Source organism: Butyrivibrio fibrisolvens (assembly GCF_037113525.1).
Taxonomy (GTDB): domain Bacteria; phylum Bacillota; class Clostridia; order Lachnospirales; family Lachnospiraceae; genus Butyrivibrio; species Butyrivibrio fibrisolvens.
In genome coordinates this window covers 2,320,393-2,343,200 of record NZ_CP146963.1, presented here as the reverse complement: position 1 = coordinate 2,343,200, position 22,808 = coordinate 2,320,393, and the positions used below count along the sequence as shown (strand labels likewise).

General features: G+C 39.3%; 26 protein-coding genes and 1 riboswitch. Of the genes, 2 read left to right on the top strand and 24 right to left on the bottom strand.

Going from position 1 to position 22,808, the window contains the following annotated elements; genetic code table 11:
- Positions 1–22: 22 nt before the first annotated feature.
- The 9 genes from WAA20_RS09765 to WAA20_RS09725 all read right to left on the bottom strand — a co-directional run bounded on the left by WAA20_RS09765 (position 23) and on the right by WAA20_RS09725 (position 7,091).
- Positions 23–694, bottom strand: coding sequence for a thiamine phosphate synthase (locus WAA20_RS09765; RefSeq protein ID WP_242951225.1), 672 nt, complete (start codon positions 692–694; stop codon positions 23–25).
- Positions 675–1,925 carry a 2-iminoacetate synthase ThiH gene (gene thiH / locus WAA20_RS09760; protein WP_330393673.1) on the bottom strand — a complete coding sequence of 417 codons (1,251 nt, stop codon included), beginning with the start codon at positions 1,923–1,925 and terminating at the stop codon, positions 675–677. Before thiH ends, WAA20_RS09765 begins: the two co-directional genes overlap by 20 nt.
- Positions 1,925–2,746, bottom strand: coding sequence for a thiazole synthase (locus WAA20_RS09755; RefSeq protein ID WP_073389785.1), 822 nt, complete (start codon positions 2,744–2,746; stop codon positions 1,925–1,927). The genes thiH and WAA20_RS09755 overlap by 1 nt, the downstream gene beginning before the upstream one ends.
- Before the next feature lie 16 nt (positions 2,747–2,762).
- Positions 2,763–3,461: a thiamine biosynthesis protein ThiF gene (gene thiF / locus WAA20_RS09750; RefSeq protein WP_081373954.1), complete on the bottom strand. Its 699-nt coding sequence runs from the start codon at positions 3,459–3,461 to the stop codon at positions 2,763–2,765.
- Positions 3,461–3,655, bottom strand: a complete 195-nt coding sequence (gene thiS, locus WAA20_RS09745; RefSeq protein ID WP_073389784.1) for a sulfur carrier protein ThiS — start codon at positions 3,653–3,655, stop codon at positions 3,461–3,463. The genes thiF and thiS overlap by 1 nt, the downstream gene beginning before the upstream one ends.
- A gap of 232 nt (positions 3,656–3,887) precedes the next feature.
- Positions 3,888–3,993, bottom strand: a riboswitch (TPP riboswitch).
- Between the two features lie 169 nt (positions 3,994–4,162).
- A complete protein-coding gene (locus WAA20_RS09740) occupies positions 4,163–4,930 on the bottom strand; it encodes an inositol monophosphatase family protein (RefSeq protein ID WP_073389782.1) in 768 nt (255 codons plus the stop codon).
- Positions 4,931–5,120: 190 nt separating this feature from the next.
- Positions 5,121–5,273, bottom strand: coding sequence for a hypothetical protein (locus WAA20_RS09735; protein WP_022757447.1), 153 nt, complete (start codon positions 5,271–5,273; stop codon positions 5,121–5,123).
- Between the two features lie 12 nt (positions 5,274–5,285).
- Positions 5,286–5,939, bottom strand: a complete 654-nt coding sequence (locus WAA20_RS09730; RefSeq protein ID WP_081373953.1) for a M15 family metallopeptidase — start codon at positions 5,937–5,939, stop codon at positions 5,286–5,288.
- A 6-nt stretch (positions 5,940–5,945) separates the two neighbouring features.
- Positions 5,946–7,091, bottom strand: a complete 1,146-nt coding sequence (locus WAA20_RS09725) for a tocopherol cyclase family protein (protein WP_073389781.1) — start codon at positions 7,089–7,091, stop codon at positions 5,946–5,948.
- Between the two features lie 213 nt (positions 7,092–7,304).
- On the opposite strand from WAA20_RS09725, the gene WAA20_RS09720 reads away from it, so the two are divergent.
- The gene (locus WAA20_RS09720) at positions 7,305–7,652 is read left to right on the top strand and encodes a type II toxin-antitoxin system RelE/ParE family toxin (protein ID WP_073389780.1); all 348 of its coding nucleotides are present in this window, start codon (positions 7,305–7,307) and stop codon (positions 7,650–7,652) included.
- The gene (locus tag WAA20_RS09715; protein ID WP_073389778.1) at positions 7,649–7,939 is read left to right on the top strand and encodes a helix-turn-helix transcriptional regulator; all 291 of its coding nucleotides are present in this window, start codon (positions 7,649–7,651) and stop codon (positions 7,937–7,939) included. The genes WAA20_RS09720 and WAA20_RS09715 overlap by 4 nt, the downstream gene beginning before the upstream one ends.
- Before the next feature lie 137 nt (positions 7,940–8,076).
- Here WAA20_RS09715 and hisC read toward each other — a convergent pair whose 3' ends face one another.
- From hisC to WAA20_RS09640, 15 genes are all read right to left on the bottom strand, one after another.
- Entirely contained in the window at positions 8,077–9,168 is a 1,092-nt protein-coding gene (gene hisC / locus WAA20_RS09710) for a histidinol-phosphate transaminase (RefSeq protein ID WP_073389776.1), read from the bottom strand.
- A gap of 29 nt (positions 9,169–9,197) precedes the next feature.
- A complete protein-coding gene (locus tag WAA20_RS09705) occupies positions 9,198–10,358 on the bottom strand; it encodes an iron-containing alcohol dehydrogenase (RefSeq protein ID WP_073389808.1) in 1,161 nt (386 codons plus the stop codon).
- A 49-nt stretch (positions 10,359–10,407) separates the two neighbouring features.
- Complete coding sequence (locus tag WAA20_RS09700) at positions 10,408–11,160, bottom strand: amino acid ABC transporter ATP-binding protein (RefSeq protein ID WP_167562760.1); 753 nt, start codon at positions 11,158–11,160, stop codon at positions 10,408–10,410.
- 22 nt (positions 11,161–11,182) lie between these two features.
- A complete protein-coding gene (locus WAA20_RS09695) occupies positions 11,183–11,842 on the bottom strand; it encodes an amino acid ABC transporter permease (protein WP_073389775.1) in 660 nt (219 codons plus the stop codon).
- Positions 11,843–11,863: 21 nt separating this feature from the next.
- Positions 11,864–12,685, bottom strand: a complete 822-nt coding sequence (locus WAA20_RS09690; protein ID WP_073389774.1) for a transporter substrate-binding domain-containing protein — start codon at positions 12,683–12,685, stop codon at positions 11,864–11,866.
- A gap of 69 nt (positions 12,686–12,754) precedes the next feature.
- Complete coding sequence (locus WAA20_RS09685; RefSeq protein WP_073389772.1) at positions 12,755–13,738, bottom strand: C-terminal binding protein; 984 nt, start codon at positions 13,736–13,738, stop codon at positions 12,755–12,757.
- Between the two features lie 18 nt (positions 13,739–13,756).
- Entirely contained in the window at positions 13,757–14,620 is an 864-nt protein-coding gene (locus WAA20_RS09680) for a transporter substrate-binding domain-containing protein (RefSeq protein ID WP_081373952.1), read from the bottom strand.
- Positions 14,621–14,688: 68 nt separating this feature from the next.
- Positions 14,689–15,381, bottom strand: a complete 693-nt coding sequence (locus tag WAA20_RS09675; protein ID WP_073389770.1) for an amino acid ABC transporter permease — start codon at positions 15,379–15,381, stop codon at positions 14,689–14,691.
- Positions 15,382–15,397: 16 nt separating this feature from the next.
- Positions 15,398–16,132, bottom strand: coding sequence for an amino acid ABC transporter ATP-binding protein (locus WAA20_RS09670; RefSeq protein ID WP_073389769.1), 735 nt, complete (start codon positions 16,130–16,132; stop codon positions 15,398–15,400).
- 204 nt (positions 16,133–16,336) lie between these two features.
- Positions 16,337–16,945, bottom strand: a complete 609-nt coding sequence (locus WAA20_RS09665; RefSeq protein WP_073389767.1) for an AAA family ATPase — start codon at positions 16,943–16,945, stop codon at positions 16,337–16,339.
- Positions 16,946–16,956: 11 nt separating this feature from the next.
- The gene (locus WAA20_RS09660; RefSeq protein WP_073389766.1) at positions 16,957–17,943 is read right to left on the bottom strand and encodes an arginine deiminase family protein; all 987 of its coding nucleotides are present in this window, start codon (positions 17,941–17,943) and stop codon (positions 16,957–16,959) included.
- 61 nt (positions 17,944–18,004) lie between these two features.
- Positions 18,005–19,282, bottom strand: a complete 1,278-nt coding sequence (locus WAA20_RS09655) for an aspartate aminotransferase family protein (RefSeq protein WP_073389803.1) — start codon at positions 19,280–19,282, stop codon at positions 18,005–18,007.
- Positions 19,283–19,322: 40 nt separating this feature from the next.
- Entirely contained in the window at positions 19,323–20,978 is a 1,656-nt protein-coding gene (locus tag WAA20_RS09650; protein ID WP_073389764.1) for a M20/M25/M40 family metallo-hydrolase, read from the bottom strand.
- Positions 20,979–21,138: 160 nt separating this feature from the next.
- Positions 21,139–21,795, bottom strand: a complete 657-nt coding sequence (locus WAA20_RS09645) for a GntR family transcriptional regulator (RefSeq protein ID WP_073389763.1) — start codon at positions 21,793–21,795, stop codon at positions 21,139–21,141.
- Between the two features lie 14 nt (positions 21,796–21,809).
- On the bottom strand, positions 21,810–22,724 hold the full coding sequence (locus WAA20_RS09640) for an AEC family transporter (protein WP_081373951.1): 915 nt from the start codon (positions 22,722–22,724) through the stop codon (positions 21,810–21,812).
- Positions 22,725–22,808 lie beyond the last annotated feature (84 nt).

Here is a 22,808-nt window from a genome sequence, read left to right as displayed (position 1 = left end):
AGTCCTTTTTATTTGCTTTAATTCAGCCTTCCATAACATCAGGTAAATAGTCACCGCACATAAATCCGCTCATCATACACCCGCCGCTTGCGCCGCACCCTAGTATTTCAGGCAATTTGGAAGGTGTAATTCCTCCGATTGCATATACAGGTAAATGAACATGTTCATTTACTTCTTTGAGAAAAGAGATACCTCTTCCAGGAATCCCCTTCTTACAATCAGTTTCAAAGATATGTCCAGCAATTATATAGGAACAACCAAGGCTCTGAGCAGTAATTGCATCTTCTACGCTATGACAGGATGCTCCTAAAATCTTTAAATTTGCTCTATCAGATTCTGGAATATCTTTAAGTTCATTTAACGGCATATGAAGCCCTGCCCCATTTTGAAGTGCAAGTTCAGGGTGAGAATGATATATAAATGGCACATTATATGAGTCGCATATCCTTTTGACTGCTAAAGATAAACTCTTGTATTCAGAAGCATCAAGATCTTTTTCCCTGAGGATCACAGCTCTTGGCCTTAAACTGGCAACAAGCTTCATTCTGTCTAAGAATGGTTCTTTGCACAGTTTTCTATTTGTAATGCATATCAGTTTAGTATCAGATCCATATGTATTATCAGGTCCATATGTATTATCAGATCTATATATATTATTAGTAAATCTACTATTTTCATACATATAAGTAGTCATTTAGTACGGGCTGCAGACCTTCGCCAGTGATGTCCTGATACATAGTATCAAGGCTTCTTGCGTCGTTAATCTCAAACTGCTCATCACCTTTTGCTGCAGCTGATTCCTTTCCAGTATATTTACTTTCATGATCGCCTATTCCTGTTGATACTCCGGCAGATACCTTGGTTGCAGCGATCCTTACTATACCATTTCTAAAGGTACTACTTTCTCTGGATGAAACGGTGATCCCAACAAAGGGAAGGAATATGCGATATGCACAGATTATCTGGCATAACTGCTTTTCATGAACGTCCATGGGATTTATCTTATCGTTATTAATGATAGGACGAAGTCTCGGGCATGAAAGTGACATCTCTGCATGAGGGTATTTTCTCTGAAGATAATAAAGGTGAAGTGCCGTAGCAAGAGCATCCCTGCGAAAATCAGCAAGACCCAGAAGAGCTGAAAATGCCACTCCTCTCATGCCACCTCTAAGGGCCCTTTCCTGCGCGTTGAATCTGTAGGGCCAGACTCTCTTGTGCCCCATAAGGTGAAGCTTCTCGTATGCATCAGTGTCATAAGTTTCCTGAAATACTGTTACATAATCAGCGCCGCACTCATGAAGATATGCATATTCGTCCGTGTTCAGAGGATAAACCTCAAGACCTACATTTTTAAAATACTTCTTTGCGAGCTTACAGGCTTCTCCAATATAGTTAACATCGCTTACTATGCGGCTTTCACCTGTCAAAAGAAGAATCTCCTCCATGCCGCTTTTGGCAATAACTTTCATCTCATGCTCTATCTGCTCAGTATTCAGGCACATCCTGTGAATGTGGTTGTAGCAGTTAAATCCGCAATATACGCAGTAGTTTTCACAATAGTTTGCAATGTATAGCGGAGTAAAAATATAAACATTGTTACCAAAGTGCTTACCAGTTTCGTTCCTGGCCCTTATTGCCATCTCTTCAAGAAACGGCTCTGCTGCGGGTGACAAAAGAGCTTTAAAGTCCTCAATACTACAGGTATCATGTGAAAGCGCCGCCCTGACATCCCTGGCAGTATACTTATTGTAGTCGTAAGTATTGAAAGCATTTAATACAAGATCCTGAATATCAGAATCGATTATTTCCATGCCTTCCATGTACTTCATATGATCGCTTCGAGTTGAAGGATCTGTTTCTAAAGCAGTTTTTCTATCAAGTTCTTCCTGGGGAAGCGAATCATTATGTATGAGAAAATCATTCATCACGCGCCCCTTTCTTCCTCATGAAGGAATCCTGTAAGGGGATCTGAAGCACTTGCGCCTCTTGTAAGAACTCGTCCAAGGCCTGAAAGATAAGCCTGTCTACCTGCCTGTATCGCAAGTTTAAAGGCACTTGCCATCATAGGAAGATTACCGGAAGTTGCAAGCGCAGTGTTAGCCATTACTGCAGCGCAGCCAAGTTCCATAGCTTCGCAGGCCTGAGACGGCGTGCCTATTCCTGCATCAACGATTATAGGAAGATCTATTTCATCAACAAGGATCTTGATAAACTCTTTGGTCACAAGTCCCTTGTTCGAACCAATCGGAGCTGCAAGAGGCATCACTGCCGCAGCACCTGCATTTACAAGATCTCTTGCTACGTTAAGATCAGGATACATGTAAGGAAGCACCACAAAACCTTCCTTAGCAAGAATTTCAGTAGCTTTGATCGTCTCATAGTTATCAGGAAGAAGATACTTAGTATCTTTCATGATCTCGATCTTTACAAAAGATCCGCACCCAAGCTCTCTTGCAATCCTTGCTATACGAACTGCCTCCTCAGCATTTCTAGCACCACTTGTATTTGGCAACAGAGTTACATTCTCAGGTATATAATCAAGAATATTTTCATGTTCTTTTGTATTCGCCCTTCTGACAGCAAGCGTTACTATTTCAGCCCCTGCATCCTGTACAGCAGCCTGGATCAGCTTCATTGAATACTTGCCTGAACCGAGAATGAAGCGCGAGTTAAAGCTGTGTCCTGCGAGAATAAATGGGTCATCTATACTGCTTGTATTGGTTGTACAATTATTATATTTATTCATAGTCTGTTCTCCAATTTCATCCATTTTTTTTGGTCAAAAGCTGAATTATCTTATGTGCCTGATGAGCTGCACAGACCATTACTCTTGTTGGTAACAGGCAGCCTGCCTCATCCACATCTGTATGTGCGTCTCCACATAAATAGAAATGCTTTGAAATCTGCCTTGTAATAATTTCGTTGACGTCACCTGCCCCAGCCATACCGGATCCGGCAACAAGATCTTTTTCCGGCAATGCTTCTAATACTGTATTTACAAGCATTGCCTTTTGGTCAGACTTATCAAAGGCTTCACATATAACGTCTGCATCAGAAAGAAGATCTTTGACCACATCACTTGTAATCTTAGTGTCATGCAGCTCCAGCCTTGTTAGCGGCGCTATCTCCTTTAAATTCTCAGAAAGTGCCCAGGCTTTCTTTCTTCCTATCTGAGAAGTCTTATAAAACTGCCTGTGAAGATTTGTAATATTAACAGTATCAAAATCTATAAGTATAAGCCTTCCAACGCCAGCCCTGCTAAGCATCATAGCAATGTTAGACCCCAGGCCCCCAAGACCACATATGGCAACAGTTGATTTAGAAAGCGCCGATACGATAGCTGTACTTTCTTTTTCTTCCAAGGCTGTTCTCAGCTCATATCCAAACAGGCTTTCATTCTTGAAGCTAGTATCCGAACTGTCATTTTCAGATACAGCCTTTTTTGTAATAACCAAACTCATTAACCACCTCCGACAAAGCTTACAACTTCAACAACATCGCCATCTTTTAAGGTGGTGCTTTCATACGAATTCTTTGGAACGATCTGCCCATTGAGTTCAGTTACAACTCTGGATAGCATAAAGCCCTTTTGCTCAAGCATACTAAGAACATCCAGCCCGTCTACCTGACAGGCTTTTCCATTAACAGTAACCATTTTTTCCTCCTGCTTTCTTACAGGATTCTTTTGTTTTGGGGTGAGAAAAAGAATCTAAATAAAAAGAATCTGATTAAATAAAACCTGAATAAAAAGAACCTGGATAAAAAGAACTTGGATAAAAAGATAAAGAATAGAGCAAATACATACAACATCAATGATATATCTTAATAAAATAGCTACCGAAATAAATCGGTAGCTAAAAAGACACATAATCGAGTATACTACTCCCATCAATAGAAATGGGCATCCCTACGTTGGCATTATCCAAATCAGGTTCTCGGTCGAAGGTCTAACCTTCCTCTCAGCCTTTCACAAAAGCTCCCGTTTGTTTAATTGTCATGTAACAATATACTACTAGCATAGAATTATTACAAGGGGTAAAAATAATTAATCAGCAATCTCTTCCATTACTTTAGCGAATTCTTCCTGGACCGAATCTTCTTCAAGCTTAACTTTCTCTCTGTATGAAGCAACTATATCAGCATCAACAATTTCTGATCCTTCTTAGTCTTTAAAGCACTTCGGTATCTCTTTAATTCCCCTGGCCATACAAAGAGTTGATGAAGACCCTGTATAAGATAAGGGCTTTCCCTCAATATCAGTCACGCTGCATCCTGCTTCTATTGCTATAAGCGCAGCTGCTGCATAGTCCCATATCTGGATCTTAAGTTCGAAATACAGCCCGCACCTTCCAAGTGCAACGCAGCACATATCCCATGCTGCAGTTCCCGATCTGCGCAGATCCACGCAAAGAGGGAGAAGATTTTTTGCTATGTCAAAAGACCTGTCTCTATACTCTTCATAATACGGTGCTGTTCCAAACAGTGCCAGACTGTCAGAAAGAGGCGAATCAGATGACATTATCTTTTCGCCGTTAAGATATGCGCCCTGACCAGCTGTTGCAGAAAACATCATATCGTCATAAGGGTTATAAACAACCGCCATATAAGGCTTTCCGTCTTTTAACAGACCTACAGATATTACAGATGGCCTGTATTCATATATAAAATTAGACGTTCCATCAATAGGATCAATTACAAAGCAAAATCCCGAGCTCATCTTTGAAGCGAATTCGTCCTGACCATCCTCTTCTCCAAGGAAAGCAGCTTCAGGAAGTATCTCTTTGAAACGACCAATAAGGTATGCCTGGATCTTCTCATCAGTTTCTGTACAAAAGTTTGCATGTCCTGATTTTTCCATGATCTTGGGACGAACCGCAGACAGCATCATGTCTCCTGCATCCTTAACTATACTAATAATATTATCTATCATGATTTCAATCCTCAAAAAAATGTTATAACCTACTAATATCCATTTGAAGCAATATCTTCTTCAATTACAACCTGTTAAAAGAAAACTGGTCATAACAACAGCTAATGTGATACTTACTATTCTTTTTTTCATATAATTTCTCCTTACGAAATTTGTGTAAGTCCTGCGATTCGAACCTTGTGAATTAAAATTAAGTTTTATCCTTATCCTTCCTCATGGCGTCTCTTATTGCCATAGCCAGCACCTGCTCTGGCGCATTGGCAAGAGCATCCTTCTTAGGATTACTCTTTGGTTTTATAGACTTAAGATCTTTTTTGGGATTATTCTTGGATTCATCTGACATAAACGCCACCCTTTATTTCAAATACTCAATTGAAATAGGAAAATCAAAATATGTTTCAGGATAAGGTTCGTTCTCCAAAGTAAAGTGCCACCATTCGCAGTCAATAGGTTTAAACCCATTCCTTATCATTACCTCTTGGAGAGTCATGCGGTTTTCATACTGCTCATCTGTTATGCCCTTATAATCCGGATGAGATACTTCGCTAAAATGGTCAAAGGGACTTCCCATATCAACTTCTTTACCCAACTTCATATCAAATAAAGTCAGATCAACAGTACTTCCCTTGCTGTGACTTGAATTCTTTGCTATATATCCTTTTACAAAGAGTTCCTGTTTTTCAAGATCCGGATAAAAATAAGGCTTCATCCTGATATCAGTATCTTCTATCCCCCACAGAACAAAATGCTTAACCGCACGGGCTGGCCTGTAGGCATCATAGACTTTCAATCTGTATCCCTGAACCATCATCTCATTGCTGACAGTCTTTAAGGCTCTGGCAGCTTCTTTAGTAAGAAGCGCCACAGGCTCCTCATATCCGTCGATCCTGTCACCAATGAAATTATATGTGGAGTGATACCTTATTTCCTGAATTATGCCCGGTATATAATCTGCAAGAACTACAAAACCTGAAGAATCCATTTCTTCACTAATGTATTCTGCCTTCATGAAATATCACCCTCCATACTCGCCATATTCACAACCAATATGCGTAGCTTCTATCTCATCAACAAGCACAAGCTTGTCTCTCTTTTTATCGTATAGCTTCACTGTGCCCCATCCGTTACCGCCGTTCCACAGATGGTTGTGCCGCTTCTTCCCATCAGGAGATTCGTAGTTGATAAAGAGCATATCTTTCTTAAGGCAGTGAACTTCTGTTTCCATTGCTGCTTTTATATTCTCCTGCCTTACATGCCAGATAACCTCAGTATCTGTCTCTTCAAAGCTAAATTCAGTCTTGACCTGAAGATGAAGCTTTGAAAAGTTAAAATCATATTCTTTTCCCTCGTAATAAAAAACTCCAAGAAGCCTTCTATCAAGAGGAACAAAATAGATCTTAGGCCTTCCGCCGCCAATATCAAACACACTGTTTTCGAGCTTCTTTCCAGTCTTCTTACTCACAAGACAGTTAGAAGAAAGCCATACCCATGGACTCGTAAAGTCTCTTCCCCAGTTTTTGTCAGCATAGCCATAGCTCTTCTCAGGAACTACGTTATACTTCCTGCCATTATAAGTAATAGTCCCGCTATAAGCACTCTTCATACCCTCAGCATGCCAGTACATTGCAAATGCCTCCACATCTCGAAGAGGCTTACTTGCGCCGTAGCCAACATTAAATGCAATCTGTTTATCAATTGTAAGGTCAAAAGAAATATCGCCTGCATCGCACATCCACTCAGGATGAGCTTTAGCATCTTCCTGAGACACGCTGATACTTCCTTTAAGAACTGCATCTGATGCAAGACAATCTCCTGCACTAACCCTGTAAGGAGCAGTCTTATGAAGCTTAACCTCTTTTAGAGAAAAGAATCTATGCAGCTGGCAGGCATCTTCTCCCCATGTTCCCGCCTTGACCATAAGATAAGAAGGCTTCTTTTTCTTCTTTTTATTAGCAGGAAGCTGCCCAAGTACCGGCTCTTTCTCCGCAAGTGCCGGATTACAAATAAAAAATTCAATAAAAAACGGCTTATCCTCGCCTGTTTCTGCGTCCTGTGCCGTAAATGAATGCCACCACCAGTCATATCCCTGATGCGCAAGCGGTCCGTGTAACATAAATGCATTACGTCTTTTACTATGTCTGTTGAATTTTCCTATTATCATAGCTGTCCTTTATATATGTATTTGTTAAAGCTGATCTACCAAGAATTTGTGCCTTTTACACACTTATAATCTTATCACACTATAAGAATTATAAAAAAGAAGTTTGAATTTTGTGATTGTCCAGGTTCTTTATTCAAAATATGTTTTATCCAACATTTTTTGTTGACAATATGTTCTTTACGACATATTATTATCTTGAGGAAGAAGGTATTTATGTACGACATTAAATTTTATGATACTGAGGATGGTGCTTGTCCGGTTCAGGAATTCTTAGATTCATTAGAACCCAAAATGCTCGCTAAAACGCTCCGCACTATTGATCTACTTGAAAAAAACGGACCAGCACTTAGAGACCCACAATCCAGTCCTATGGGTGATGGAATATTCGAACTTCGTACCAAACAAAGTTCAAATATCTCTCGTGTTTTCTATTTTTTCTTTATTGGAAAGAAAATCATATTAACTAATGGTTTTATAAAGAAAACTCAAAAGACACCAAAAGCTGTACTGGAATTAGCAAAGAAATATAAATCCGATTACGAAAGGAGATATTCCAAATGAGTAGTTATCGTGAATACAAAGCTAAAGCTTTAAAAAATCCAGAAGTCAAAAAAGAATATGATGCTTTAGAAATCGAATATGATATTATTCAGGCTATGATAGATGCAAGAAATAATCAGCACCTTACTCAGAAAGATCTTTCTGAAAGAACCGGTATAACCCAGGCGGATATCAGTAGGATTGAGAATGGCACAAGAAATCCAAGTCTTGCAATGGTGAAACGCCTAGCTGAAGGCTTAGGAATGCGTTTAAAGCTTGAATACATGCCAACTGTAGCCAAACAATGAATTTTGAAAAGCGAACTGCTATTTTTTTCAGATAGTAGTTCGCTTTTATTCGTTCCTAATCCTCTACTTCAATAGAATCAAGACTCACATCCCCAGGAATCCCCCGAATGTAGCTTATATGTACAGCTTTCGATACCTTATGCTGTAACTGAGAGCTTGCAGCCAGCATAGCTGTTTTCGATTTCAAGGAGAGCTACAAGGACTCTTTCCATTTCATCGTGGGTTCCTACGGTCATTCTGATATAATCGCAGACCCTTTCGTCATCGTAATGCCTTACAAGAATCCCCTTCTTCTTAAGCTTTGCCGTAAGCTCCCCCGCCGGCGTCCTAAACGCCTTAAAGAATACAAAGTTAGTAGTTGTCGGAATCACCTCATATCCAATTTCAGAAAGCTTTTTCTCAAACTCCTCCCTTTCTTTGATAACGCTATTAACGCAGTATTCAAAGTAAACTTCATCATTTACAGCCGCACATCCGCCTTCGATCGTAAGAGAACTCAGATTAAAAGGATTAAAAGCAAACTTGATCTTGTTCATATCCTCAATTATTGCCTTAGATGAGATCGCAAATCCAATCCTTGCCCCCGGCATGTTTCTTGATTTTGAAAAAGTATACACAACCACAAGATTACTATATTTTTTCACAAGCGGAAGAACCGATTCATTACCAAAATCAACATATGCTTCATCAATGATGACCATCCTATTCTTATTAGATGCCACAAGCCTTTCAATCTCTGACACCGGAATAGCAAGCCCCGTTGGATTATTGGGATTTGCAATGATCACATCCCTGTCAGATTCAATATAAGGCTCGATATCCAGCGTAAAGTCGTCTCTGAGCGGAATCTGCTCGTAGTCAAGTCTGTAAGCCTTAGCATAGATCCTGTAGAAATCATATGTGATATCAGGAAAACAGATCTTCATGCCCGGTCTGAAAAAGCTCATAAGGCAAAAGCTCAGAACTTCATCCGCGCCATTACCAACGAAAACTTCCTCAGCACTTACTCCAAAATGATCACCGATCGCCTTTCTAAGCTTCCAGCAATATGGATCTGAATAATGTGACATGCCGTTGATATGTGCCTTATCGATAGCCTCCAATACCTTAGGTGATGGGGGAAAAGAACTTTCGTTTGCATTAAGTTTTAAGTATTCCCTATCATCAGGCTGTTCTCCTGGATTGTAAGGTTCAATATTTTCAAATTCATCAAGTAAAAAGTAGCTCATGGTTTACCTCTCCAAATATTTTTATAGTTTTAAAAATCAATTTCATCCCCATAAAAGACAACGCTTAGCATCCTGTCCATATGCTCTTTTGATACAGGAACAGGATTAACCTTAGTCGCTCCAAGCATTGCATGTTCCAAAACAAGATCATGATTATCGATAAAATCATCCTCCGCAAGTCCTGCTTCAGCAAAGCTTTCCGGAATACCAAGCTTCTCTTTCAGATCTTCGATCCTTTCTATTATGTCTTCGCAGTGGCAGGCATAAGACAGTTCTTTAAGCTTTGCAGCTACTCGCTCGTCCCTGCTGTTGTACTTTAAAACATACGGCAGGATTATCGCATTTGTAAGGCCGTGTCCCATGTTGAAAGCAGCTCCAAATGAATGTGCAATGCCGTGGACCATACCAAGACCTACATTTGCAAAAGAAATACCTGCCATACAGGAGTAGTTATGAACCTTCTGCCTTGCAAGCGCATCTTTATTCTTGCAAGAATCAGGAAGATATCTGATTATTCCAGCAATAGCTGCTTTTGCAAGAGCTTCGTCAAAGTCATCAAGATTATGATTTGTATAAGACTCTATTGCATGAGTAAGAGCATCCATTCCTGTTTCTGCAGCTATATTAGCCGGCATGGTCATTGTTATGTCAGAATCAAGAATTGCAATATCAGGTCTTAAACAGTCAGTTATTATCGGTACTTTAAGCCTTTTCTCCGTATCTGTTATTACAGATGTCTTAGTAACTTCTGAAGCTGTTCCCGAAGTAGACGGAATGCATATAAGATCTGTTTTTCTATGAACCGGAATAAGACCCTTTTCCTTATATTCAATTACATTTTCCTTGTTTAATTCAGGAAACTCATAGGATAAAAGCATGGCTTTAGCAGCATCCATAGCACTTCCGCCGCCTATAGCAAGAACGCAATCAGGCCTATACTCATTAAATACCTTAAGACCTTCATCAACCTCTTCAAAAGAAGGATTCTTCTTAATACCTGATATTACTCTGACTCCGCTTCCGGACATTATAAGCATTTCTTTGGCTTTATCAATAATGCCGTTTTTGATCATAGAACTTCCCCCTGTTACTATGATTACCCTTTTATAAGAAAGCTTTTTTAAATACCCGATAGCTCCACTTCCAGTTACTATCTGCCTTCCACTTAGTACCAGATTTTTAACCGACATGTCTTCCATTGTGTCATAACCTCTAATTTTAATTGTTTATAATTTAAACTTATAATATACTTCCCAAAAACTGCTTTGCTTCCTTAGTCTTAGGATGTTCAAAGATTTCATCAGCAGTCCCTTCTTCAAGTATCTGTCCATCTGCCATGAAAACGATCTTATCTGCAACTTCTCTTGCAAAGCCCATCTCGTGAGTAACACACAGCATTGTCATTCCCTGAGAAGCAAGATCTTTCATAACTGCAAGAACTTCACCAACAAGCTCAGGATCAAGAGCTGATGTAGGTTCATCAAAGAGCATGATCTTGGGCTCCATGGCTAGTGCTCTTGCAATAGCAACTCTTTGTTGCTGGCCACCCGAAAGCCTTGCAGGATATACATTTTCTTTTTCCAAAAGACCTACTCTCTTTAAAAGCTCTCTTGCAATATCATCAGCTTCATCTTTTGGAACCTTCTTAACATGTACAGGCCCTGCCGTTATGTTCTCTCTGACAGTCATATTTGGAAAAAGATTAAACTTCTGAAATACCATTCCCATCTCAAGAAGTGCAGCTTTTTTCTCAGCCTTACGCATTTCTTCCTGTATGATTCCCTGCTTTACCCTGCAAAAAAGCTTATCGTCTATAAATATCTGTCCACTTGTGATCGTTTCAAGTGTGTTGATAGATCTAAGAAGTGTTGATTTACCTGCGCCTGAAGGTCCGATTATAACAACAACTTCTCCGGGATCAACGCTTAGATTTACATTCTTTAATACCTGCAGATCACCAAAGTTCTTGCACAGGTCTTCTGTACGAATAATTGACATATGTTTACCTCCACTTTCAGTCATATACCGAATACCTCTTTTCCAGCTTATTAAATACAAACTGGAAAAGAGCTGTGATGACCAGATAGATGATCATAGCCGGAATGTAAACAAGTGCCGTAGCAGATGATGATGATATTGCTCTTGTAACCTTTGTAAGATCAGCAAGTCCAATGATCGCTACCAAAGATACATCCTTCAAGACCATGATGAATTCATTTCCAACCGGGGGTATAAGTCTTCTTACAGTCTGAGGTATGATGACCAGAAGCATTGTCTGGGCTCCTGTCATTCCTATGGTCCTTGCTGCCTCAAACTGTCCTTTATCAATAGACTGGATTCCCGCACGGATATTCTCAGCCAGGTATGCTGCAGTATTTAAAGTGTAAGCGATCATGGCTGCAACAAAGGCACTTCTTATGGTCAGTGCCGGATTGAACTGCGGCAGACCAAAATACAAAAAGTATATCTGCATAAGAAGCGGAGTTCCTCTGAAAAAGAAAATATACGCACTGCATATCTTATTGATAAACATATGTCTGCTCATTTTTCCAAGTGCAAGGAAAACGCTTAATATAAGGCCTATTGCCACGGATAAAACAGTTATGACTATTGTTGTCTTAGCTCCCAGAAGAAGTTGCGGAAGCCAGGTAATGATTCGACTTATACCATTCATATGATCGACCCCTATCTATTTTTAGTTGCTTGGGATTACATCTGTTGTTCCAAAATACTTAAGTGCAATTTCATCAAGCTTTCCGCTTTCTTTAAGAGCATCCAGCGCTTTTTCAAGCTCTGCGCAAAGTGCTGTGTTATCTTTCTTAAGGCACATAACAATAGGTTCAGCCTCAGATGACTGCCATACTGTCTTATAATTTGATGCTTCATCGCCAAGATAATAAGCTGCTACAACAGAGTCAGTACATACAGCATCAGCTCTTCCAGCCTTAAGTTCATCAAAAGCGTTAATTACCTTTTCATACTGTCTTAAGTCTGTAGCAAGACCATCAGCTACATAATCCTGAATAATATAATCTGCGGTTGTCTCCATCTGAACTGCAACAGTTTTTCCTGCAAGGTCTTCAATAGATGCAATGTCAGAATCTTGAGGAACAACAAGAACAGGTGCATTTGCAACATAAGGTTTTGAAAGAGTATAATTAGCATCTCTGTCTTCAGTAAAACTTACTGTTGAAATAACAACATCATATTTATCAGCGTCAAGTCCTGCAAAAATACCATCCCATGCAGTATCTACAAGTTCAACTTCAAGACCCATCTCTTCAGAAAGAGCCTTTGCAAGCTCAACATCAAATCCAACAGCTGTTGCACCGTCTTCATCGAAATATTCCATTGGAGGATATCCGATCTCAAGACCAACCATGAGTTTTCCATCTTCAATAGTAAGTGAATCACCGCTTCCCTTTGCACTGGACTTTTCGCTTCCACATCCAGACAGAGAAGCCATCATAAGAGCTATAGCAACAAGACCAGTTCCAAATCTTCTTAATTTTTTCATAATACTTATCCCCTTTCTTTTTTTAAAATCAAATTATTTTGAGAAAATTTCTTAATTGAATATCAGATCTTAATTGAATATCAGATCCTTATTGATCAGATTGTCAGGCTTTCTTCCCTCAACAATGCACTGAACCTGCTGTCTAAGAGCTATTTCCCTTGCCTTGAAAAAAGAATCTTTAGAAAGAAAGCCTGCATGCGGCGTTATGACCGTACAATCTGTAAGTTCAAACAGTTCGCTCTTTCCGTTTTCTTCATCTTCAATAACATCAACTCCTGCGCCCATGATCCACTTTTCTTTTAAAGCTTTTACAAGAGCCTTTTCATCAACTACTTCTCCTCTTGCTGTATTTATGAGAAAAGATGTTTTCTTCATGAGTTTTAACTCTTTTTCGCCGATAAGCTGGTATGTAACGCCATCAATCAATGGACAGTGAAGCGACAATACATCAGATCTTTCGCATAACTCTTCTAAAGTATCTACTTTCTCGCAGCCAAACTCGTGTAAATCCTGAGCACTTTTAGTAGGAGCATATACAAGAACGTTCATTCCAAGAGCTTTAACAACAGGAGCTACAAGCTTTGGTATATGTCCGAAGAAGACCATTCCAAAATTCTTGCCGGAAAGTCTGTAGGTCTTAAAACCTTTAAGAGGATTCCACTGACCGGCTCTTACATTCCTGTCGTAAAAGCTTAACTTACGGACCAGATCCAGCATCAGCCCAACCGTGTGCTCAGCGACTTCTTCTTCGCAATAGCCGGGTGCATTGGTCATACATACTCCATATTTTGTTGCTGCCTTAATATCAAGATTGTCATAACCGATAGACTGAACTGAAACACACTTAAGCTTTGAACACTTTTGTAATACGCTTTCATCAATGCGGTCGTAAATAACAACAACTCCGTCTGCATCCTTCAGGTGCTCTGATATCTTTGATGTATCAGTCTCTTTTACTTCAACAAGTTCGATATCAGTTACTCCCCAGCTCTTAAGCAGGTCTTTTTCATATGTAAGGCTCCCTGTTGTGTTGTAATACACGAGTTTTTTCATTATTTGATTCCTCTTTTATCAGCCTGCTGCATTAGAAGCTGCAATAGCGCTATATTCTTCGATCCACTTATCAAAGTTTCCGTTTTCCATATTTTCAGCGATTACTTTGTTAATGATCTCAAGAAGGTCTTCGTTACCCTTTTCAAGAGCAACTGCTGTCTCTTTCTTGATTCCAAGATCAGCAGCTGAGAATGTAAGTTCGTCATCTGAAATGATATACTGCTGGCCTACAATACTTTCGATACATACACCTGCTACAGTGCCGCTCTTAAGCTCCATGATGCAGTCAGGTACTTTATCAAGAGATACCAGCTGACTATCAGGATACAGATCCTGGCATACCTTTTCCTGAGTTGTTGACTTCTGTGCTGCAAGTGGCTGACCACTAAATGATTCCATAGTTGAATATGTGGATTCATTAGCCTTAAGGATCAAAAATGACTGTTCTGCAAATAAGTAGCTGTCTGAAAAGTCCATTGTTTCTTTTCTTTCATCAGTTGGAGCAATACCTGCAATTGCGATATCAATCTTATGTGCAGGAAGTGCTGCAAGAAGTGCTGAGAATGACATATCTTCTACAACAAGCTCTACGCCAAGTTCATCAGCAATTGCCTGTGCAAGTGCCATATCAATTCCGATTACAGTCTGGTCTGCTGATGTGATATCAACAAATTCATATGGCGGATAACCTGACGCTGTACCTACGATAAGAGTTCCTCTTTCCTTGATCTGGGCAAGCAAACTATCATCAGAAGCTTCAGCTGTAACTCCTTCAGATGCTCCTGTTGCAGAAGCTGTAGTAGCAGGATCGCTTCCGCATCCTACAAGGGCACTCATCATAAGTGTTACTACCAGTGACATAGACATAATCTTTTTCTTCATAATTCTCCTCCATTCCACCATTTCTGGTATCTGTATTTATTGCTACATGATCATTTCATGTGACAACCTTATCTTGCATAGCTTTTCTTCATCTTCTTTTCAAAATGTCTAAGAAGTGTTGAAATGATAAACGTGATGGCAAAATAGATAAGTGCTACAAGAATAAGTGGTTCCATAGGTTTAAAGCTGATTCCTCTTATCGTATCTGCCGTATACATAAGATCCGCGATTCCAATAACTGAAATCTGTGAAGATGTTTTGATGATCGTTATAAATTCATTTCCAAGAGATGGAAGTATATTTTTCATTGCCTGAGGGAAAACTATTGCAAGCATCGCTCTTCCAGGCTTCATTCCAAGTGCAAGTGCTCCCTCTGTCTGTCCATAATCTATAGATTCAATTCCGCCTCTTACGATCTCGCATACATAAGCTGTTGTATTTATAACAAGTGCCAGAGTTCCAGAAACTATCCTTGATATGTCAACTCCGCCTATGACAATACTTGGAACCTGAACTCCCATAATTGGAAGACCATAATATACAAGGAATATCTGTACCAGAACCGGCGTTCCTCTTATGAACTCTACATAAATGTTTGCGAAGATCTTGAGGATCTTAATTTTGCTCATTTTCATGAATGCCATCAGGATTCCGCATATCAGTCCGAAGATGATAGTCAGCACCGATACTATTAGTGTTATTTTTGCTCCATTTAGTAATAGCATTCTGTATTTAACTGCGATGTTTATAAGTTCTCCCATACACTCACACCCTCAATCAAAGCATTTTTGCCAAAAAAGCCTTAACCCTTTCATTACTGGTCTTGTCGAACACTTCTTCAGGTGTTCCCTCCTCCATGACGATCCCTTCATCCATAAAAGCAACTTTATTTGCAACTTCTCTTGCAAATCCCATCTCGTGAGTAACAACTATCATTGTCATTCCGGTTTTAGCAAGTTCTTTCATGACAGCAAGTACTTCACCGACCATCTCAGGATCAAGTGCTGATGTTGGTTCATCGAACAGAAGTATCTCCGGCTTCATGGCAAGAGCTCTCGCTATAGCAACTCTTTGCTTTTGTCCGCCCGAAAGCGTAGAAGGATAAACATCCATCTTGGAGTACATGTCAACCTTTTTAAGAAGCTTCATAGCATATTGCTGTGCATGATCTCTGGGTTCTTTTCTGACTGTAACAGGCGCATACATTACATTCTTAAGGACTGTCATATGTGGGAAAAGATTGAAATGCTGAAAGACCATTCCAATGTCTTTTCTAAGCTCAGGAAGATTTTTCATATTAGCTATACTTTTTCCATTGAACAGGATGTCTCCTCCTGTTATCTTTTCCATAGCGTTTATGCATCTTAGCATTGTGCTTTTACCTGAGCCGGACGGACCTATGATCGCAACAACTTCTCCTTTTTTAACTTCAAGGTTTACGCCCTTAAGTACCGCCGTTGAACCATAACTCTTTGTCAGGTTTTGTATTGAAATAATGCTTTTTTCTTCCATATAGCATTTCTCCTATCGTCTTATATTGCATTAAGACCATTTATTTTCTTAATAGAAAAAGGCGCCTGAATCTCTTTATAAGAATTCAAACGCCATCGTTTAAATAAATATTTTATTCTATATTAAAATAATCAAAATAATACTAACTTAATCCCCAAAAATTTTTATCATAATTATCTATAATATAAACTTTATTATTCTAACTTAAAGGGATGCAATAAATCTCTTTACATACGCCTCAAGGAAATCAACCGTTCCCTCTACTCCGAGTACTGAGCTGTCAACTGCAAGATTCACATATCTAAGATCATCCGGAAGATATCCTGCATATTGCTTGTGATATCTTTCTCTTGCTTTATCTACTTCCAGGATCATCCTTTTAGCCTCAGTTTCTGTCATCTGGAAGTCCTTTACACAGACCCGTTGACGAGCTTCTTTTGGAGAATAGATGAAGATCTTAAGAAGATTCGGATATTCATTAAGAATCGCATCGGCACATCTTCCAACAATGATGCAGCTTTCTTTACTTGCGATCTTTTCGATAAGCCTTCTCTGTTCAGCAAATATCTTGTCCTGAACATCTGTAGTTCCCATACCAAGCGGATATTTCATACTGAAAAGCCCTGCATTTACCGACTCTTCAAGCTCGCTTATCTCAGATACCGGCATGTTAAGCTTTTTTGATGTCTGATCAACGATATCTCTGTCATAATAGTTGATCCCGAGCCTTTCCGAAAGCAATCTGGCAATCGGTCTCCCAAGACTTCCGAACTGTCTGTTTATAGTAATGATATATCTTGAACTTTCTCCCATATCCGTCCTCCTTATATGCTTTCTCTCCAAAGTGGAAGCGTTGCGCAGTGAATACCGCCCCCAAGCTTGTTGATCTCTGACACATCAACAGGAAGTACTTCAACTCCTGCTTTTTCAAGATTTTTCCTTGTCCTTACACCAATTTCTGGAAAAAGAACTTTTCCCGGAGCTATAGCAAGGCAGTTATTTGTAAGCATCGGATCATCCCTGTCTGCTTCTATGATCTCGTATCCCTTTTCCTTAAGCGTTTTCAAAAACCAGAAGGGTAAAATAAATGTACTGCAAAGAACCTTGTTTTTATCAACCGGAACAAATGCTTCATCAAGATGTATATAATATGCCGGCATATCAAGAACTATAAGTTCTATATCCTGATATGAAAGAAGCCTTCGAAGCTGCTCAATTCCTTCATCATTTACTCTTACAGATCTTCCAACTATTGCTGTATGCCTGTCCAGCATTGAGAAGGATCCGCCTTCCATTGTTCCGCTTCCCTGAATAGCTCCTATTATCGGTATACCCTGTGATGTGAAGAACTTTTGTGCAAGCTTTGTTTCTCCCTGATGGAAATACATTGCAAATCTGTTTAGGATAACACCTTTTGAAGTAAGAAGAGCTATATCTCTTGTAAATGTAAGGTTAGTCCAAAATTTTGTTGGATCTTCAAAGTAAAAAACTTCTACGCCTTCTTTTCTTAAAATATCAGTCATGTTGTCATGCTGTTCTTTCATTTTGGCTATATTAGGAAGTTCTCTGTCCTTAAAGTAGTTTCTTATGCGTCCTTTTTCATCAGTAAGGATCCTCGCATCTGCTTCCTCTTCATATCTGCCGCCCTCTAGCTGCAAAAGCTCTTCTCCCGGGCAATGAACCAGTATTTTCTTTATCTTTCCAACAGAATTATCAACGCCAAAACTTTCTCCCCATACTTCCTGATAAACAGATGATTCAAAGGTGTTTTCAATCCTGCTTTTATCCATATACATCTGAAGTGTTGCCATTATAACGTCCTCCCGCAGCATATTTAGATCTGCTCATTACCTATCAGCCTATTTCCTTATATCAATTAAATGATCCTAGTGTGCTGTCAATTATTTCTACACACTTGTCTATTTCCTTAGCTGTTACATTTATAGGAGCTATAAATCTGACAACATTATGATCACTGCCGCATGTAAGAAGCAGAAGGTCTTTTTCAAGAGCAAGTTCCTTGATCTTAGCTGTTTTTTCAGGATCAGGCGTTCCGTCTTCTTTTACGATCTCTATGGCATCCATAAGTCCTAAACCACGAACATCTCCGATACAGCTATACTTTTTCTGAAGCCCATGAAGTTTATCAATAAAATATGCACCCTGTTTTTTGCAGTTATCAAGAAGATGATCTCTTTCTATGATCTCCAGCGTCTTAAGCCCTGCTGCGCATGCAAGAGGATTACCACCAAAAGTTCCGCCGTGAGCGCCTGCAGGCCATGCATCCATGATCTCTTTTTTGGCAATTACAGCTGAAAGAGGAATTCCACCGCCAAGAGCTTTGGCGCTTGTAAGGATATCCGGCTTAACTCCAAAAGTCTGGTATGCATAGAGTTCTCCGGTTCTGCCAATTCCTGTCTGGATCTCATCGAATATAAGTAAGATTCCATGCTTGTCACATATCTGTCTAAGTCCTTCAAGGAAACGCTTATCAGGAACTATGTAACCGCCTTCACCCTGAACAGGTTCTACGATTATCGCTGCTACCATCTCAGGAGCTATAAGCTTTTCAAATATCTCATCAAACTGAGCAAGGCATTTTAGCTTTCCGTTTTCACTTTCAAGTCCTTCCGGATGATGATATGCATCGCAGTAATCAGCCCAGTAAATTCCTGGTATAAGTGGTTCATAATACTTTCTGTAAGCTGAATTTGATCCTGTTATTGATATACAGCCAATTGTTCTTCCGTGGAAAGAATTCTTGAAAGCAATTATTCCGGGGCGCTTTGTATAATACTTTGCAAGCTTTATGGCACCTTCATTAGCTTCAGCACCTGAATTACTAAAATATACTTTAGTGTCACCACCTGTTTTTTCTACAAGCTTTTCTGCAAGTTCTACGTATGACTTATAGTAAACAACGTTGTGGCCTACATGGATCATATGATCAAGTTCAGCTTTGATGGCATCTACGACTTCTTCATTTTTAGCACCGATATTATTAACAGCAACACCGCTTGCAAAATCAAGCACCTTTCTTCCATCTTCTGTATAAAGATAAGCACCGTCCGAATCAACTACTCCAAGCTTTGTTGCTCTTCCTGATACTCCTGACATAACCTTCTGACAACGTTCATATAATGTACTCATAATATCCTTTCTTACAAGGAGCATAATGCGTGATGTCGTATTAAGCCTCTAAGTAATATCTAATAGTTTTTTCGATCAGTTTTGGTAAAACACCAAATGTATATGGCTTGTGAACTCGTTCCGTCCACTTGTGTGCATCTTTTCCATATGTTCCAAAAGTAAATGCCGGAATATCAAGGCCCCCTATCTTATCAAAGGGTATAGGATAAAGGTAATCCATATCAGGAAAATCTTTATGTAAAGCCTCAACCGAATCTTTTGGATCATCGATTTTTATATAGCTGCTGTCCGATAAGCTTGGATAGAAATGAAGCATCTTATATTCAACATTCTCTTCTTTTTCAACATCCTTAAGGATCTTTCCAAGTGAATCGATAAGCTCTTTTTCCCTATCAACTTCCTCATGTAAAGTACTATGAGGACAATATGGCGGTGTATAGAAAAATACGATCGCAGGAGCTGTTATCTTTGCTATCTGAGACAGTTCCTTTACAAGAAGCATCATCTTTTCTCTGATATCATATTTCTTATCATCCAGTCCTGAGATAAAAGATCTTATATGTGCTTCAAGATTCCCGTCGAAAGTATCTTTAGCTATTTCATATATTTGCTTATATTCATATACATTAGGCTCGTATTCAAATGGTATATATTCCATTTGCGCTTTGTCGTAATAGCTTTCAGAGCATTCCTTAATTCTGTTCTGAACATCAGCCAGGGCTTCATGTGCAGCAGTGACCAGTTTACTTGTAACTTCCAGAATACTTGCATCATGTACGAAATAGTTGAAATATACAAAAGCTTCCTGCGCAGTCTGCACATTGTAGAAATCCTTGAGATCTGAGATCTTCAGTACTGCAGGAGGAAGTGAATACTCACCTTCATATCCATCGCAGAAATCTGTGTTAAGATCTATCTTTTCAACAAGTCTTGATGCAATAAGTGAAGCATCAAATCCTTCAAGACACTGTCCTACGTGAGTACTCTTACCAAGTATGTAAAAACTTGGAAGAAGCTTTCCAACAGCACCTGTATAGATGTAGTTGTGCTCATCTCCTGCATATAAAGGACATGTATAGTCATTGTTTATTGCAAATATATATTCATATCCTCTTTCTTTTTTTATCTTTTGATAGAAATCAAGACTTTCTATCATTCCTGTATGCATGTTTTCTTCAACGGGATTAAATGCGAATATCAGATTCCCTTCAAGTTCATCAAGCCTTTCTGACATAAGATTTGCAATTGCCATCAGAACTGCATCGCCGCTCTTCATGTCAACGCTTCCTCGACCAAACATATAGAGGCCTGATTCAAGGTCTTTTCTTACTTCATCAGAAAGAGGAACTTCCTTAAGTGCATCCAGTAAGGAATCACTGTCAAAGCAGTGCTTTTTTAGAATTCCGTAGTCCTCAACTCCAACTGTATCTGTATGTCCATGAAGTATGATAGTCCTACAGGATTTAGATCTCCTGCCTTCAAGAATAGCGAATACATTTCGCCTCTTAAGCTTGTCTCCTTTAAGAAGCTGGACTACAACCTCTTCAGGATGATCTTTAAAATATGGAATGTCTCGAAGATAACTTTCGATATATAGACCAATGTCCTTTTCCCCGGACGTTCCGTTTACACTTGGTATAGCTACCATTTCTTTTGTGATTCGGTAGCTTTCAGTAAATAAGTCTTTTGTCTCCATAGCTTATCCCTCATGTACTACTGAACTGTCTCTGCTGTTTTTGTATATTGTATACAGTATACATCTACAAATAATTTGTCAACAGCTTTTTTCAAAAAAATAAGGGAGCAAACACATTTAAATGTTTGCTCCCTTGCAATTGCTGCTTAAAAACTTATTTTCAGACAAGCATTCTGGTACCGGCGCTGTCTATATGCGCCTTCATAGCTTCGGCTGCTTTGTCGTATTTATCGTTTATAATATATTGCACTATTATATCGTGCTCGTCAACTGCTTTTTTGCTATATTTATTTAAAGTACCTGAAAGTATATGAAATCTCTTGTTTACAAGCATTGTCCTGTCGATCATATCATACAGGAATGTGTTCTTGGCACATTCAGCAATGTACATATGAAACGCAGTCTCAGCTTCAAGATATTCAAGCTCCTCTCCTTTTTTAGATTCACCTGAAAGCTTCCTGCATTTGTCAGAAAGTTCCTGAAGATGTTCTTTTTTCTCTTCTGTCATTTTTCCTTCAAGAAGCTTAACAGCAAGAGTTTCAAGACTTGAGCGAACTTCTGTTACATTCTCGATGTCCTGTTCTGAAACCTCTGACACAACAAGCTTCTTGCCACCACCCGGCGCAAGTATATGCTCATATTGCAGCTTTTTAAGCGCATCTCTTATTGGGGTTCTGCTGATCGACAGCTGATCAGCAAGCATCTCTTCCGTAAGAATATCACCAGGTTTGTAACTATTAGAAACGATCGCCTCTTTTATTATCCTGTATGCCTTATCTGAAAGTGTGTCTTTTGTAATAGGTGAAAGATTTGCCATAACTACTCCTTTCTTCAAAATATCAAAAGCGAAACCAAAGGAATCGTAATAACCGAAAGTATCGTCGTAAGCGCCACGCCCTTGGATGCAAGCTTATAATCACCATCATACTGCTGAGCCAGCATAGCCGCCATACTTGCAACAGGAGTAGCCAGCATGATATAGCATACATTCAAAATCAGCTCATCAGTAATAAAGAGCTTCAAAATAAAAATGCCAACGATCGGAACTGCAACAAGCTTTATAAGGGAAAAGATAAAAAGCCTCACATCACCAAACATATCCTTAGCCTTCATGTTGATCATGGATTGTCCGATTACCATCATGCTAAGAGGTCCTGTCAAGCCGCTTAAGCTACTGGCAGTAGTTTTAAGAAAATCTGGTACCGGAATGCCGAAAATGTATATTATAAGTGATACGGCACAGGCTATAGTTCCCACATTCACTGCTTTAGACAGGTCAAAAGATTCTTTTTCCTGACTATTCTTCCTCATACAGGCAATACCATATGTATAGATCAGGATATTAAACGGGAAAAGGAAAAGTGACGCATACAATAGTGACTGCGGACCATAAGCCGCCTGTAATATAGGGAATCCCATAAATCCAATGTTATTGAAAATGATCATAACCTTGTATGGACCAATATCTTCTGCAGGTACGCGAAGGATTGGCGGAATTATATATCCTAAAAGTATCAGGAAAGCAAATACACCTATTGCCAGAAGGAACATAAATGCAAGCTCTTTGCCCTGAATTGAAGCCTCATCACTAAGACCTGCATTAAGGATCATCGCAGGATTTGCTATATTAACTACTATAAACGAAAGGGTCTTGGCAGAGCTATCTGAGATAAATCCTTTTTTACCGCAGTAAAAGCCAATCCCCATGAAAATGAACAGAACTATCATTTGCTGTAATAATAACATCTCACTTAACCTCGTTATATTATTTAAAGCCTTTTTAGAAAGTCACACTTTTAGAGAACATTATATAAGGCAGTAACTCGATGT